The sequence below is a fragment of the Salmonella sp. NW722 genome (genome assembly GCF_051702785.1).
GTDB classification, from domain to species: domain Bacteria; phylum Pseudomonadota; class Gammaproteobacteria; order Enterobacterales; family Enterobacteriaceae; genus Salmonella; species Salmonella enterica.
In genome coordinates this window covers 57,122-71,888 of the sequence record NZ_JAMMIN010000009.1, presented here as the reverse complement: position 1 = coordinate 71,888, position 14,767 = coordinate 57,122, and the positions used below count along the sequence as shown (strand labels likewise).

Genomic DNA, 14,767 nt, shown 5'->3' with positions numbered 1-14,767 from the left:
GGTTGTAGGCCTGATAAGACGCACGGCGTCGCCATCAGGCAAAATGCCGGGTGGCGCTTCGCTTACCCGGCCTACAAAAACACCGTTCAGGCGGTCAGCAAATTCGCGATGGTGCGCACACCCAGACCGGTTGCCCCGGCAGCCCACTGCTCAACCGGCGCTTTGCGATAAGTGGCGGAACAGTCAATGTGCAGCCAGCCTTCGCGGTAATTTTCAACAAAGTGCGACAGAAAACCCGCGGCAGTGCTTGCCCCGGCGGGATACGCCGCGCTGCCGGTGTTGTTCAGTTCCGCAAAGTTAGACGGCAGCTGGTTACGGTGGAACTCCGCCAGCGGCAGACGCCAGAACGGTTCATTCTCTTGCGCCGCGCTGGTCAGCAAGCGCCCCGCCAGCGTATCGTCAAAACTGAATAGCGCATGATAGTCGTTACCCAGCGCCGTTTTCGCCGCGCCGGTTAACGTCGCCATATCAATGATTAGCTGCGGGTGTTGCGCGCTGGCGTCAATCAGGCCATCCGCCAGCACCAGTCGCCCTTCCGCATCGGTATTCATGACTTCGACATTCTTACCATTACGGTAGCGAATAATATCGCCCAGTTTAAACGCATTGCCGCTGATCAGATTATCGGCGCAGCACAGGAACAGTTTTACGCGTTTATTCAACCCACGGGTAATGGCGAACGCCAGCGCGCCCGTTACTGTCGCCGCGCCGCCCATATCGGATTTCATTGAGTCCATAAAAGCGCTTTGTTTGATACTGTAGCCGCCGGAGTCAAAGGTGATACCTTTACCGACCAGGCAGGCATAAACCGGCGCATCTTTGTCTCCCGTCGGGTTGTAATCCAGCGCCAGCAGCACCGGCGGACGCTCAGAACCACGGCCTACGGTATGCAGCCCCATATAGTTCTGCTCGCGCAGATCTTCGCCTTTGGTGATACGGTAAGTGACGCTATCGCACGCGACGCTGCACAGCAGATCCACTGCGCGCTGCGCCAGTTGCTCCGGCCCAAGCTCTTCCGCCGGAGCATTAATGGTGTCGCGCACCCAGTCAATAATGGTCAGGCGGTTATCCAGTTCCTGACGTTGGGCATCGTCTAAATCCGGCCACATTACGGTACGGACGCCTTTTGGTCCTTTGTAACCCGCCCAGAATGCCCAACAACGCTCGGTATCCCATCCTTCGCCTGTCAGCGCGACCTGTTTTATTCCCAGGCCGTCGATTTTACGCGCCGCACGCTGGATCAACCCCAGATCGTCTTTACCGTTAAGATGCAAGGTAATACCGTCGTTATTAATACTGTAAGTGGCTTTATCGCCCCAGCGCGCATCGGCAGGCTGCGTGGAAAGCGTAATTTTCATGGCTTCTGTCATTGTTATTTTCCTTATTAGCAAACGGGCCGCCGTAGGGCAGCCCGTTATTTGACTTACTCTGCTTCATCCAACCAGACTAGCAGAATCGCCTCCAGAATTTTTTCATTGGATGCGTTAGGGTCGTCGTCAAAATCGTCCAGTTCGCAGATCCACTGATGCAGATCGGTGAAACGAACGGTTTTAGGATCGACATCAGGATATGCGTCGTATAACGCTTCGCCGATCTCGCGGCTATCGGTCCACTTGAGTCCCATACTACCCTCTGTTAATGCTCACGCGCATGGTTGATTGTGTAACGTGGAATTTCGATAACCAGATCGTCGTCGGTAACGCGAGCCTGGCAACTCAGTCGACTTTCCGGCTCCAGCCCCCACGCTTTATCCAGCATATCGTCTTCTTCTTCCGAACTTTCCGGCAAGGAGTCGAAGCCTTCACGTACAATACAGTGACAGGTGGTGCAGGCGCACGATTTCTCACAGGCGTGTTCAATCTCGATGCCGTTGCGCAGCGCAACGTCAAGAATGGTTTCACCGGTCTCAGCTTCCAGAACTGCGCCATCCGGACAAAGATCCTGATGAGGCAGAATAACAATCTTCGGCATGTTAAACCTCGTCTACGGAATGGCCTTTCAACGCGCGACGAACCGACTGGTCCATGCGGCGAGCGGCAAATTCCTGGGTTTGTTTATCTACGTTTTTAATGGCTTGTTCTATGGCGTCAACATCATCGCCTTGTGCGACCGCGCTTAAATGTGCGGCGGCATCATCAATGCATTGACGTTCTGCGGCGCTTAACAGCGCGGCGTCGGCAGTTAGCGCGCCGGTCAAACTTTCCAGCACGCGCGCGGCTTCGACTTTTTGCTCCGCCAGCATACGCGCTTTCACGTCCTGCTCGGCAAAACTCATGGAATCCTTGATCATCGAGGCGATTTCGCTATCGGTCAGGCCATAGGAAGGTTTGACCTGAATGGAGGCCTCGACGCCGGTGGATTTTTCCATTGCGGTGACGCTCAACAGGCCATCAGCGTCTACCTGGAAGGTCACGCGAATATGCGCCCCGCCCGCCGGCAGCGGCGGAATCCCGCGCAGCGCAAAGCGCGCCAGCGAGCGGCAGTCCTGCACCAGTTCGCGTTCGCCCTGCATCACATGGATAGACATCGCAGTCTGGCCGTCTTTGAAGGTGGTGAAATCCTGCGCGCGCGCCACCGGGATAGTGGTGTTGCGCGGAATGACTTTTTCCACCAGGCCGCCCATCGTTTCCAGCCCAAGAGAGAGTGGAATCACGTCCAACAGCAGCATTTCGCTGTCCGGCTTGTTGCCGACCAGAATATCGGCCTGAATCGCTGCGCCGATAGCGACCACTTTATCCGGGTCGATAGCTGTTAACGGCGTGCGGCCAAAAAATTCGCCCACCCGCTCACGAACCAGCGGTACACGGGTCGAACCGCCGACCATGACCACTTCCAGAACGTCCTGGGGCTCAACGCCGGCATCTTTCAATGCTCGACGGCAGGCCAATAGCGTGCGCTTAACCAGCGCGGAAATAAGATCGTTAAACTGCTCGCGAGTGATCTCCCCCTGCCAGCCCGCAACGTTAACGCGAACGGTATCGGCATCACTTAAGGCAATTTTCGCCGCAATCGCGGCATCCAGCAGTTCGCGCTGAACGCGATTGTCGCTACGATCGGCAATCCCCGCCTGCTCACGAATATAGTCCGCCAGCAGATGGTCAAAATCATCGCCGCCGAGCGCAGAATCACCGCCCGTCGCCAGCACTTCAAACACCCCGCGGCTCAGGCGTAAAATAGAGATATCGAAGGTACCGCCGCCGAGATCGTAAACAGCAATAACGCCTTCTTTGCCTGAGTCCAGACCGTAGGCAATCGCCGCCGCTGTCGGTTCGTTGAGCAGGCGCAACACATGCAGGCCTGCCAGCCGCGCGGCGTCTTTCGTCCCCTGACGTTGGGCATCATCGAAATAGGCGGGAACGGTAATCACCACACCATCCAGCTCGCCGGAGAGCGATTCGCTAGCCCGCGCGGCCAGCGCTTTGAGAATATCAGCCGATACGCGTACCGGATTGAGCAATCCAGCCGCCGTGTCAATCATCGGCAGCCCATTAACGCTTGCCTTAAACCGGTAAGGCAGATGCGGATAGCGCGCCTGGATATCCGCCAGCGAGCGTCCCATCATGCGTTTCACAGAGCTGATAGTGTTGGCCGTATCCTGCGCGGCATTGTCGCGCGCAGCGTAACCGACCGTATGGCCCTGCTGCTGATAGTGAACCACTGAAGGCAACAGGTGGCGCCCTTCGTGGTCAGGCAGAGTTTCCGCCTGGCCGCTGCGAACCGTCGCAACCAGAGAGTTGGTAGTGCCTAAGTCGATGCCCGCCGCCAGACGACGCTGATGCGGCGCGGCGCTCAAACCAGGCTCACTAATTTGTAATAAGGCCATGTTAGATTCCAGTTAAAAATCGAGCAGCTTTTCTTCGAGTTGTTCTGCGCTGCTTCGCAGTTTATCGAGAAACCGCAGTTTGCGCACCGTATCCGCCGCCGCGTCCCACGCGGCGTTGTCCAACTGTTCCACCATTTGCTGAAGACGAGCATCAAACATCTTTTGTACGCGTTTGATGAAGCTTTCCAGCCGCGCGTCGTCTTTTGATTGCTCGATATCGTCCAGCTCTTCGCGAAGCGTGAGTTGTTCCATCAGAAACGCGGTGTCGCGTACCGTATGCTGCTCGCTGGCCAGATCGAACCCGTGTAAGGAAAGCAGATACTCCGCGCGCGTCAAAGGGTGACGCAGCGTTTGCCAGGCCTGGTTGATCGTGGCGGATTGCTGGACGGCGGCAAGCTGCTGCGCCTGGGTGCCGTTGGCAAATTTGTCAGGGTGATACTGGCGTTGCAGATCCTGAAAACGAAGGCTCAGCGCCTGGGTGTCAATCTGATAACGGGCTGGTAAGCCAAAGAGGGTGAAGTAATCCATAACATTCTCAGGGATAGCCTGTCAGAACAAACCCCACACGCAGGCGACCACGGTGGGGTTATACCTTCTTACTTCGCGCCGCAGATGCGTTGTCTGCGCGGGTTCCCCCAGTCATTTACTCAAGTAAGCGCCTGGGGATTCACTCGCTTGCCGCTTTTCTGCAGCACGAATGCTCGGTATAACAGCGGAACACGGTTACACGTGGAAGCTTTCGCCGCAACCACACTCATCTTTCACATTCGGGTTGGAGAATTTAAACCCTTCGTTCAGACCTTCTTTTACGAAGTCCAGCTGTGTACCGTCCAGAAATTGCAGGCTCTTGCCGTCAACCACTACCTTAACGCCTTTGTCTTCAAACACGGTGTCTTCCGCCGTTGGCTCGTCAACAAATTCCAGTACATAAGCCATACCTGAGCAGCCGGAGGTTCTCACGCCCAGACGCAGACCAAACCCTTTACCACGGTTGGCCAGGAAGGTATTAACTCGCGCTGCTGCACTGTCGCTAAGTGTAATCGACATAACAAAACCTCAATGTTAACGTTCTATTTTATTTCGCTTCGCGTTTGCTTTTGTAATCCGCAATAGCGGCTTTAATCGCGTCTTCCGCCAGAATAGAGCAGTGAATTTTCACCGGCGGCAGCTCCAGTTCGTCTGCAATGTCGGTGTTTTTAATCGCCTGCGCTTCGTCCAGGGATTTCCCTTTCACCCACTCCGTTACCAGAGAACTGGAGGCAATAGCGGAACCGCAGCCGTAAGTCTTGAAGCGCGCGTCTTCAATGATACCTTCATCGTTAACTTTAATCTGCAACTTCATGACGTCGCCGCAGGCCGGAGCGCCAACCATGCCGCTTCCCACGTTATCGTCGTTGTTGTCAAACGACCCTACGTTACGCGGGTTCTCATAGTGATCGATTACTTTTTCGCTGTAAGCCATTATAAATTCTCCTGATTCCGATACCGATTAATGATGTGCCCATTCGATGCTGTTCAGATCCACACCCTGCTTGTACATTTCCCACAGTGGAGAAAGGTCACGCAGACGGCCAATGGATTTACGTACCAGATCAATGGTGTAGTCGATCTCTTCTTCAGTGGTAAAACGACCTAAAGAGAAACGGATAGAGCTATGCGCCAGCTCGTCATTCATGCCCAACGCGCGCAGCACGTAGGACGGTTCCAGACTGGCGGAGGTGCAGGCGGAACCGGAAGAGACCGCCAGGTCTTTCAGCGCCATGATCAGCGACTCGCCTTCAACGTAGTTAAAGCTCACGTTGAGAATGTTTGGCGCGCCCTGCTCAAGGTCGCCGTTCAGGTAAACTTCTTCAATATCTTTGATGCCGTTCCACAGACGGTTACGCAGACCGCGCAGACGGGCCATTTCGGTCTCCATCTCTTCTTTCGCGATACGGTAAGCTTCGCCCATGCCGACGATCTGGTGGACAGGCAGAGTACCAGAGCGCATACCGCGCTCGTGCCCGCCGCCATGCATCTGCGCTTCAATGCGAATACGCGGCTTACGACGCACATACAGCGCGCCAATGCCTTTCGGACCATAAATTTTATGACCGGAGAAGGACATCAGATCCACTTTCAGTTGGCTCAGGTCGATAGGCAGTTTGCCCACGCTCTGGGTGGCGTCAACGTGGTAGATGATACCGCGCGCGCGGCACATTTCGCCGATGGTCGCGATATCCTGCACCACGCCGATTTCGTTGTTCACGTGCATGATGGAAACCAGAATGGTGTCGTCACGCATCGCTGCTTCGAGCTCGTTGAGATCGATGATGCCGTTGCGCTGCGGCGCCAGGTAGGTCACTTCAAACCCTTCGCGCTCAAGCTGACGGCAGGTGTCCAGCACCGCTTTGTGCTCGGTCTTGCTGGTGATGATGTGCTTGCCTTTTTTCTGATAAAAGTTGGCAGCGCCTTTGATCGCCAGGTTATCGGACTCCGTCGCCCCTGAGGTAAAGACGATTTCACGCGGGTCGGCGCCGACCAGTTCAGCAATCTGGTTGCGGGCGATATCGACGGCTTCTTCAGCCTGCCAGCCGAAACGGTGTGAACGAGACGCCGGGTTCCCAAAGGTTCCGTCCAGGGTCAGAAACTGCATCATTTTCTCGGCAACACGCGGGTCCACCGGCGTGGTTGCGGAGTAGTCGAGATAAATCGGTAATTTCATTGCTCTTAAACTCCGTACATCACTCAATGCAAGGAATCAGGCAACCGGCTGGATGTACGACCGTGTTGACGGGACGTCCGCGTCCCGGCCTGATTCTGAATTCTTTTTTACGCTTCATCCTTCAGACGACCGCGGCATTCACCGCATGAGGCCGCCAGAAGAGATGGCGTAATATTTTAATTAAGCGCGTAATTTAACGTCGATAGCGTCCTGCGCACGACCGCTGGCGCGCGGCGCGTCATGCGTGTGCTGGCGACCAGACACATCCAGAACTTCCTGGTTATTCACCAGCTCGCCTAAAGTAATATTGTTGAGAAAACCGGTCAGACGATCGCTTAAATCACGCCACAGCGCATGGGTCAGGCATTTATCGCCGCCCTGGCAGCCGCCTTTGCCCTGGCAACGGGTCGCGTCAACGGATTCATCAACCGCGCTGATCACTTCGCCGACCGCGATACTGCCAGCATCTTTACCCAGCAGATAACCGCCGCCCGGCCCGCGTACGCTGGAAACCAGACCGTTTTTACGTAAACGGGAAAATAGCTGTTCCAGATAAGAAAGGGAAATCCCCTGACGTTCAGAAATATCAGCCAACGGTACCGGGCCCGCTTCGGAGTTGAGCGCAACGTCTAACATTGCGGTCACGGCATAACGCCCTTTAGATGTCAGTCTCATGTCTTACTTAACCTCAAACTCGCCCCTGCCCGGGGTTTTTTATTGTAAAATGGGGGTATTGCATAGCAGGGACAAGTCTGACATTCCCGAGTAATTTGGTCAACTATTTACTTGAGTAAATTAGTCAGGTATTTAGCGTTCCGTGCGGTATTGACGCGGTTACTTGCCTTTATTCTGCTGCTCAATAGACGCCAGAATCCCACGCAGAATATTCAACTCCTGGCTTTCCGGGCGGGCGCGGGTAAACAGACGGCGCAATTTATTCATCACCTGCCCCGGATGGTTTTCGCGAATAAAGCCAGTGGAGAGCAACGTCTGCTCCAGATGGCCGTAGAAACGTTCAAGATCGTCCACCAGCGGATACGGCGTCTCTTCATGATCTGCCGCGTCGCCGTTTTCCTGCGTCGCCAGCCAGGCCATACGGACTTCATACGCGATGACCTGTACCGCCATCGCCAGATTCAACGAGCTGTACTCCGGGTTAGCGGCAATAGCGACGTGATAATGGCATTTTTGCAACTCATCGTTAGTCAGCCCGACACGCTCACGACCAAAAACCAGCGCAACCGGCGTATTTGCCGCTTCCGCCACGCTTTTTAAGCCGCACTCGCGCGGATCAAGCATCGGCCACGGCAGAGTGCGGGAACGGGCGCTGGTGCCGACCACCAGGCTACAGCCAGCCAACGCTTCATCCAGCGTATCGACGATCTGCGCATTACCGATCACATCGCTGGCGCCTGCCGCCAGGGCGATGGCCTGGGAGTCCGGTTTCACCAACGGGTTTACCAGCCACAGGTTAGTTAAGCCCATGGTTTTCATAGCGCGAGCCACAGAGCCCATATTGCCGGTGTGGGAGGTTTCCACCAGCACAATTCGAATGTTTTGCAGCATTGTCTTTCTTCAGCTAAAGATTATTCTGACATCTTACCATAAAACCAAGACAGATTCCGATCTCGCTGCTATACTCTGCGCCGTTTTCCCGTTCTTTAACATCCAGTGAGAGAGACCGATGCATCCGATGCTGACCATCGCCGTGCGCGCAGCGCGCAAGGCGGGTAATGTAATTGCCAAAAACTATGAAACTCCGGACGCTGTAGAAGCGAGCCAAAAAGGCAGTAACGATTTTGTGACCAATGTAGATAAGGCCGCTGAAGCGGTGATTATCGACACCATTCGCAAATCTTACCCGCAACACACTATTATCACCGAAGAAAGCGGTGAGCACGTTGGCACAGATCAGGATGTTCAATGGGTTATCGATCCGCTGGATGGCACCACCAACTTCATCAAACGTCTGCCACACTTCGCTGTTTCCATTGCTGTACGCATTAAAGGCCGTACTGAAGTGGCTGTCGTGTACGATCCGATGCGTAACGAACTGTTCACCGCCACCCGCGGTCAGGGCGCACAGCTGAACGGCTACCGTCTGCGCGGCAGTACCGCGCGCGATCTGGACGGCACTATCCTCGCTACTGGCTTCCCGTTCAAAGCCAAACAATACGCGACCACCTACATTAATATTATCGGCAAGCTGTTCACCGAATGCGCCGATTTCCGCCGCACCGGTTCCGCCGCGCTGGATCTGGCCTATGTGGCTGCAGGTCGTGTCGATGGTTTCTTTGAAATTGGCCTTCGTCCGTGGGATTTCGCCGCGGGCGAACTGCTGGTTCGTGAAGCGGGCGGTATCGTCAGCGATTTCACCGGCGGTCATAACTACATGATGACCGGTAATATCGTGGCGGGGAATCCGCGCGTCGTTAAAGCCATGCTGGCGAATATGCGCGACGAACTGAGCGATGCGCTGAAGCGCTAAGTCTCTTCGGCGGATGGGGCCACTCATCCGCCGTGCCTTTTCAGGCGTTTTTCCTAAACACAGCCTCATCGCTTTACTTGCCTGCATGTTTTTGTACGATCGCTCCCTGCTCCGCTATTGGCATAAAGCGGCAAGGAAGCGAACATGACCCTTCAACATACCCGACGCATCGTCAAATCCCTTTTTATTCTGTTTATTATTGTGGTCTGTATTTACCTGCTACCCCGCGTAGCGATCAATGCCTTTTATTACCCGGACAATAAAGTCTATGGACCAACCCCTGCCGAAGCTGAATCCATTACCTTTACCGCCAAAGATGGCACGCATCTGCACGGCTGGTTTATTCCCACTGCTTTCGGCAGGCCGGAAAACGCCGTCGCGACGGTGATTCATGTCCATGGCAACGCCGGAAATATGTCGGCGCACTGGCCGTTAGTCAGCTGGCTGCCAGAACGCAACGTAAACCTGTTTATGTTTGATTACCGTGGTTTTGGCGAATCGGAGGGTACCCCATCACAAGAGGGGCTACTGGACGATACGAAAAGCGCGATAGATTATGTGCGGCATCGCGCCGACGTTAACCCCGAGCGCCTGGTACTGCTGGGGCAGAGCCTGGGCGGAAATAATGTGCTGGCCGCCGTAGGCCACTGCGTAGGCTGCGCAAATATGCGCTACGCCGACCAGGCGGGCATACGTGCGATTATCCTCGACTCAACGTTTTTATCCTATTCCTCCATCGCCAACCAGATGATCCCAGGCAGCGGCTATTTGCTTGATGACCGCTATAGCGCGGATCGCAATATTGCCAGCATCAGCCCCATTCCGGTATTGATTCTTCATGGCACGGCAGACCATGTTATTCCCTGGCAGGACAGTGAGAAATTGTATGCCCTCGCCCGGGAGCCCAAACAAAAAATCTTCATTCCTGACGGCGATCACATTGATGCTTTTTCCGGACGTTATGCAAACCTTTACCGTGATGCAATGATTAAATTTATTCAGACCGCGCTATCCGCTAAATAGCGCGACGCTGTATATATGCATATTTTATGATTAAGAATATATTTATTATACCGATAGTAAAAACCATTTTTTCCCGTTAGCGAAGGCGGTGGATTAGCGCTAGCGTAACAGTAATATTCAACTGATTTTTATAACAATTTATTTTCATTTGTTTTTCCTGAATATTACTGTGGAGTATGTGATGGCTATCAAAATTACGCCTGACGAGTTTAGTTTGCTTATCCAGCGATTAAACAAAAAATGGCGCGTGTTTGCCCCGTCCGCAGAGTTTCGCGGCGGACGTTTTTCCGACACTGACAACATTATTTATCAACGGATTAGCGGCTGGCGCGATCTCATCTGGCACGAGAAATCGCACATGTCGCCGAATACCATTATCGCCCCTATCACCGAAACGCTCTTTTATTTCGATAAAGACACCATTCAAATTGCCGAGACAGACACTTCCCCGATAATCATCTTTGCCCGCGCCTGCGACATTAACGCCATGTCGCGGCTGGATTATATGTATTTATCAAATGGGAATAATTCCGATTACAGTTATCAACTGCTACGGGAGCATATTCGTTTCGTCCTTATTGAGTGTGAAGAAAGCTTCGAAAATTGTTTCTGCGTCTCAATGGGTACTAATAAAACTGACTGTTATAGCGCCGCCATGCGTTTTAGCGATGAGGGCGCGCTTGTCAGCATCCGCGATCCCTTTATCGAGGCGGCGATACAAGGGCTGGGGCAGGAGGCTGACTATACCCCCTCTTTCGTCAGCGAAAACCGGGAAACCGTCGTCACGCCGGACAGCGTTTGCCGCGATCCGCAAAAAATTCGCGACATTCTCACCCGCCATCCGCTATGGGACGCCTACGACAGCCGCTGCATCAGTTGTGGCCGCTGCACTACCGGGTGCCCAACCTGTACCTGCTATAGCGTCTTTGACGTCGCCTATGATGAAAATCCGCAGCGCGGCGAACGCCGCCGCCAGTGGGCAAGCTGCATGGTGCCGGGCTTTAGCGACATGGCCGGCGGTCATGGTTTTCGCGAAAAACCCGGCGAGCGTCTGCGCTACCGCGCCCTGCATAAGGTCAATGACTACAAAGCGCGCAACGGCATTGAACATATGTGCGTCGGCTGCGGCCGCTGCGACGATCGCTGCCCGCAATACATCAAATTTTCTTTGATTATCAACAAAATGACCGCTGCCGTTCGGCAGGCGCTGGCAGAGGAGGCATAACGCATGTCACATTGTTCCTGTCATGATAAACCGCAGCACAGTTTGCTGCCTGCGGCGTACCGCATCCTCAGTATTACTCGCCACACGCCGCTGGAGTGGAATTTCCGCGTGGCCGTCGATTTTCCCGCGCACTGGGGGCAATTTGTTGAGGTGTCGCTGCCGCGCGTCGGCGAAGCGCCCATCTCCGTTTCCGACTACGGCGACGGCTGGATAGATCTGCTGATTCGTAATGTCGGAAAAGTGACCAGCGCTCTCTTTACGCTGAAAGAAGGCGACAACGTGTGGCTACGCGGCTGCTATGGCAATGGCTATCCGGTCGATACGCTGCGCCATAAACCCTTACTGGTTGTCGCAGGCGGCACGGGCGTCGCGCCGGTGAAAGGCTTAATGCGCTATTTCGTTGAGAATCCCCAGGAAATTGGTCAGCTGGATATGATTCTCGGCTATAAAAATCGCGATTGCGTGCTGTACAAAGAAGAAATGGCGACGTGGCGCGGCAAACATAATCTGGTGCTCACGCTGGATGAAGGCGAGGCTGATGACCGTTACCAGATTGGCCGGGTGACCGATCGGCTTGCCGACATGACGCTTAGCGATATCGACACCATGCAGTCCATCGTCGTTGGGCCGCCAATAATGATTACCTTTACCGTAAAAATGCTGCTGCAAAAAGGGCTCAAGCCGGAGCAAATCTGGGTGGACTACGAACGCCGGATGGCCTGCTCCGTAGGGAAGTGCGGCCACTGCCGTATGGGCGAAGTGTATGTCTGCACCGACGGCCCGATATTTAACTACGCCGTCGCGCAACGTTTTGCCGATTAAGGAGAACATCATGAGCATTGATATTGATATCATTAAAGCCCGTGCGAAAAACGAATATCGCCTGTCAAAAGTGCGCGGCGAAGCCATGATCAGCGTCCGCATTCCCGGTGGTATTTTGCCTGCGCATTTGCTAACGGTGGCGCGTGACATCGCCGAAACCTGGGGCAACGGACAAATTCACCTCACTACCCGCCAGAAGCTGGCGATGCCGGGTATCCGTTACGAAGATATCGACAACGTGAACGCTGCGCTGGAGCCGTTTCTTCGCGAGATTGAAATAGAACTGTGCGACGTCCAGGTTGAGGATACCAAAGCGGGCTATCTCGCTATTGGCGGGCGAAATATTGTCGCCTGTCAGGGGAACCGCATTTGCCAGAAAGCCAACACTGACACGACCGGCCTGTCCCGTCGTCTTGAAAAACTGGTCTATCCCAGCCCTTATCATCTCAAAACGGTCATCGTCGGCTGCCCGAATGATTGCGCGAAGGCGTCAATGGCCGATCTGGGAATTATTGGCGTGGCGAAAATGCGCTTCACTGCCGATCGCTGTATCGGTTGCGGCGCCTGCGTGAAGGCCTGTAGTCACCACGCGGTAGGCTGCCTGGCGCTGAAGAACGGCAAAGCGGTCAAAGAAGAGTCCGCCTGTATCGGCTGCGGCGAGTGCGTGCTGGCCTGTCCGACGCTGGCCTGGCAACGTAAGCCGGATCAGCTCTGGCAAGTCCGTCTGGGCGGACGCACCAGTAAAAAGACGCCGCGCGTCGGCAAGCTCTTCCTCAACTGGGTGACTGAAGATGTGATAAAGCAGGTGATCGTTAACCTGTATGAATTTGAAAAAGAGATGCTCGGCGGAAAACCGATCTATCTACATATGGGCCATCTGATCGACAAAGGCGGCTACCTGCGTTTTAAAGAACGGGTACTGCGCGGCGTTCAGCTCAATCCGGAAGCGATGGTCGCCGAACGCATTTACTGGGCCGAAGACGAATCCGTCGCGCGGATGCATCTCAAACCCGCCGGGCACTAATCAACCACGCCATGGCCGCAGCCCGCCCACAGGCTGCGGCACGCTAAACCACATGACCAGCGCCGCGACAAGCAGTATCACCCCTCCGGCCAGCGCCAGCGTTGACCAGCCTACCTGCCGCCATAACGCCGGCGCTTTGTTTCCACTGAGTTTCACCGCCAGAGCACGAAAAGTGTGTACCAGCAGCGCCAGCGAGGTAATCGTTAGCGAGGTTCCCGCCGCCATTGCCAGTACCGACACCATTCCCCAGCTAAAAACGCCAATCACTTTACTGAATAACAGCACCATTATCGCGCCGGAACAGGGCCGCATCCCCATAGACAGTACGATCATGAGTCGCACGCGCCAGTCATCGCCGCTATGCAATTGTTCCTGCGTCGGTAGATGCTGATGTCCGCAGCCGCATTTTTCATGGTGAACATGGCGCGGCGTAAAAGCGATAAAGACAGGTTTACGTAGCAGCGCGCGTAACCTTTTTATGGCCCGCCAGCACAGCAAGATGCCCAGCCCGCCAACTAACGCATAGCTCCCCTTTTCCAGCCAGAAACCGCTCAGATGGAGCTGCCTGGCCGGAAGTTGCAATACGGTCAGCACGCCCACCACCAACCCGATAGCCACGAGCCCCTGTAATAACGCGGCGGCGAGGGTTAACACGATACTCGATTTCAACTTCGAAGGATGCGTCGCCAGCCATGTCGCGATCACCACTTTGCCGTGTCCCGGCCCCAGCGCATGAAGCACGCCATACATAAAACTCAGCAGAAGCAACGATCTGCCCGCCCGCTCAGGATGCGTCGCCACCGCGTTAAGCAGCACGCTCAACTGCTGATTTACGTCCCGCTGCCAAAGAGCGCTTTTCAACATCACCTGCGGCCAGGCCTGCCATATCCACAGACCGCCAACCAGCATCAGCAACAGGAATAACGCCAGTGGCCACAGCGAGAGCCAGCGCCGCCCCGGAGCGCGTTGAGAAAAAATTACTGACATTGCAAGGTCACCGTTTGGGCAAACTGTTTACCTAAATCCATATCCTCCGGCGGCGCGTCCTCTTTATCCAGCGACTGGGCGAAACGTAGCGTCTCTTCGCCGGGCGCAGGAGTATAAACCTGAATCCGACACTTTTCGCGCAGCGGTTCCGGCATCGTGATATCGCTGTCCTGGTCATAATGCATATCGACATAATAAGAGGGATCAAACGTTGAAAAGGTATAAGTCTGTCCGCTTAACGGCTGCGGTTCAGCCAGCGGCAGCGTAAAGGTCAATACCGCCTGATGCGCGTCACGCGTCATACCGTATTCTGTCGGCCTGTTTTTAAACTTCACTTTCGCGCCATTGCGCCACACTTCTGTAAAGTAGTGCTGCCCAAGTACGTTAGCCATCACTTCCGCCGCCAACTTTTTCCATATTTCTGACCCCGGTGCCGCGTTTCCGGCGTCATACAGCAGATCTGCGGACGTCAGCGCGTCCATTGTCCAGCGCATTTTTAACGCCACAAACTGCTCATTTTCACTGACCACCTGCGTTTGCAGACGGATGAAGCTGTGCGGATGCGCCGCCGCCACGAAAGATAAAACGGCAAGAAATAGTGTTAAGGCGCTGCGTTTCACTGACTTCATCTGTTCCTCGCGATAAAAATTCTGTGACGCTCCTCAGCATTC

The 14,767-nt window shown here is 54.7% G+C and carries 17 protein-coding genes; 5 read left to right on the top strand and 12 right to left on the bottom strand.

The window, feature by feature from the left end; genetic code table 11:
• Positions 1-86: 86 nt before the first annotated feature.
• The 10 genes from pepB to trmJ all read right to left on the bottom strand — a co-directional run bounded on the left by pepB (position 87) and on the right by trmJ (position 8,093).
• Positions 87-1,370 (bottom strand): aminopeptidase PepB, encoded by a 1,284-nt coding sequence (gene pepB / locus NA330_RS19815; protein WP_000133541.1) that lies wholly within the window; start codon positions 1,368-1,370, stop codon positions 87-89.
• Between the two features lie 53 nt (positions 1,371-1,423).
• Complete coding sequence (gene iscX, locus NA330_RS19810) at positions 1,424-1,624, bottom strand: Fe-S cluster assembly protein IscX (protein WP_000523621.1); 201 nt, start codon at positions 1,622-1,624, stop codon at positions 1,424-1,426.
• 11 nt (positions 1,625-1,635) lie between these two features.
• A complete protein-coding gene (gene fdx, locus NA330_RS19805) occupies positions 1,636-1,971 on the bottom strand; it encodes an ISC system 2Fe-2S type ferredoxin (protein ID WP_001124466.1) in 336 nt (111 codons plus the stop codon).
• Between the two features lies 1 nt (position 1,972).
• Complete coding sequence (gene hscA / locus NA330_RS19800) at positions 1,973-3,823, bottom strand: Fe-S protein assembly chaperone HscA (RefSeq protein WP_001196654.1); 1,851 nt, start codon at positions 3,821-3,823, stop codon at positions 1,973-1,975.
• Positions 3,824-3,835: 12 nt separating this feature from the next.
• A complete protein-coding gene (gene hscB / locus NA330_RS19795) occupies positions 3,836-4,351 on the bottom strand; it encodes a co-chaperone HscB (RefSeq protein WP_000384396.1) in 516 nt (171 codons plus the stop codon).
• Between the two features lie 195 nt (positions 4,352-4,546).
• The gene (iscA, locus tag NA330_RS19790; protein WP_000028952.1) at positions 4,547-4,870 is read right to left on the bottom strand and encodes an iron-sulfur cluster assembly protein IscA; all 324 of its coding nucleotides are present in this window, start codon (positions 4,868-4,870) and stop codon (positions 4,547-4,549) included.
• A gap of 28 nt (positions 4,871-4,898) precedes the next feature.
• Positions 4,899-5,285, bottom strand: a complete 387-nt coding sequence (iscU, locus tag NA330_RS19785) for a Fe-S cluster assembly scaffold IscU (protein ID WP_000331704.1) — start codon at positions 5,283-5,285, stop codon at positions 4,899-4,901.
• 27 nt (positions 5,286-5,312) lie between these two features.
• Positions 5,313-6,527: a cysteine desulfurase gene (iscS, locus tag NA330_RS19780; RefSeq protein WP_000775263.1), complete on the bottom strand. Its 1,215-nt coding sequence runs from the start codon at positions 6,525-6,527 to the stop codon at positions 5,313-5,315.
• A 180-nt stretch (positions 6,528-6,707) separates the two neighbouring features.
• Positions 6,708-7,202, bottom strand: coding sequence for a Fe-S cluster assembly transcriptional regulator IscR (iscR, locus tag NA330_RS19775; protein WP_001241346.1), 495 nt, complete (start codon positions 7,200-7,202; stop codon positions 6,708-6,710).
• A 159-nt stretch (positions 7,203-7,361) separates the two neighbouring features.
• Positions 7,362-8,093: a tRNA (cytosine(32)/uridine(32)-2'-O)-methyltransferase TrmJ gene (gene trmJ, locus NA330_RS19770; protein ID WP_000940032.1), complete on the bottom strand. Its 732-nt coding sequence runs from the start codon at positions 8,091-8,093 to the stop codon at positions 7,362-7,364.
• A 118-nt stretch (positions 8,094-8,211) separates the two neighbouring features.
• Between trmJ and suhB the strand changes: the two genes are divergently transcribed.
• The 5 genes from suhB (at position 8,212) to asrC (ending at position 13,109) form a co-directional block, all read left to right on the top strand.
• Positions 8,212-9,015 carry an inositol-1-monophosphatase gene (gene suhB, locus NA330_RS19765; protein ID WP_000553467.1) on the top strand — a complete coding sequence of 268 codons (804 nt, stop codon included), beginning with the start codon at positions 8,212-8,214 and terminating at the stop codon, positions 9,013-9,015.
• Between the two features lie 144 nt (positions 9,016-9,159).
• Entirely contained in the window at positions 9,160-10,038 is an 879-nt protein-coding gene (locus tag NA330_RS19760; RefSeq protein WP_020899089.1) for an alpha/beta hydrolase, read from the top strand.
• A gap of 181 nt (positions 10,039-10,219) precedes the next feature.
• Positions 10,220-11,263: an anaerobic sulfite reductase subunit AsrA gene (gene asrA / locus NA330_RS19755; protein WP_000985209.1), complete on the top strand. Its 1,044-nt coding sequence runs from the start codon at positions 10,220-10,222 to the stop codon at positions 11,261-11,263.
• Positions 11,264-11,266: 3 nt separating this feature from the next.
• Complete coding sequence (gene asrB / locus NA330_RS19750; RefSeq protein WP_023241640.1) at positions 11,267-12,085, top strand: anaerobic sulfite reductase subunit AsrB; 819 nt, start codon at positions 11,267-11,269, stop codon at positions 12,083-12,085.
• Between the two features lie 10 nt (positions 12,086-12,095).
• Positions 12,096-13,109: a sulfite reductase subunit C gene (gene asrC / locus NA330_RS19745; protein WP_000020685.1), complete on the top strand. Its 1,014-nt coding sequence runs from the start codon at positions 12,096-12,098 to the stop codon at positions 13,107-13,109.
• On the opposite strand, the gene NA330_RS19740 is transcribed toward asrC, so the two are convergent.
• Positions 13,110-14,096 carry a nickel/cobalt transporter gene (locus NA330_RS19740; protein ID WP_023241641.1) on the bottom strand — a complete coding sequence of 329 codons (987 nt, stop codon included), beginning with the start codon at positions 14,094-14,096 and terminating at the stop codon, positions 13,110-13,112. It abuts the gene before it with no gap.
• Positions 14,087-14,725, bottom strand: coding sequence for a DUF1007 family protein (locus NA330_RS19735; protein ID WP_000843762.1), 639 nt, complete (start codon positions 14,723-14,725; stop codon positions 14,087-14,089). Before NA330_RS19735 ends, NA330_RS19740 begins: the two co-directional genes overlap by 10 nt.
• Positions 14,726-14,767 lie beyond the last annotated feature (42 nt).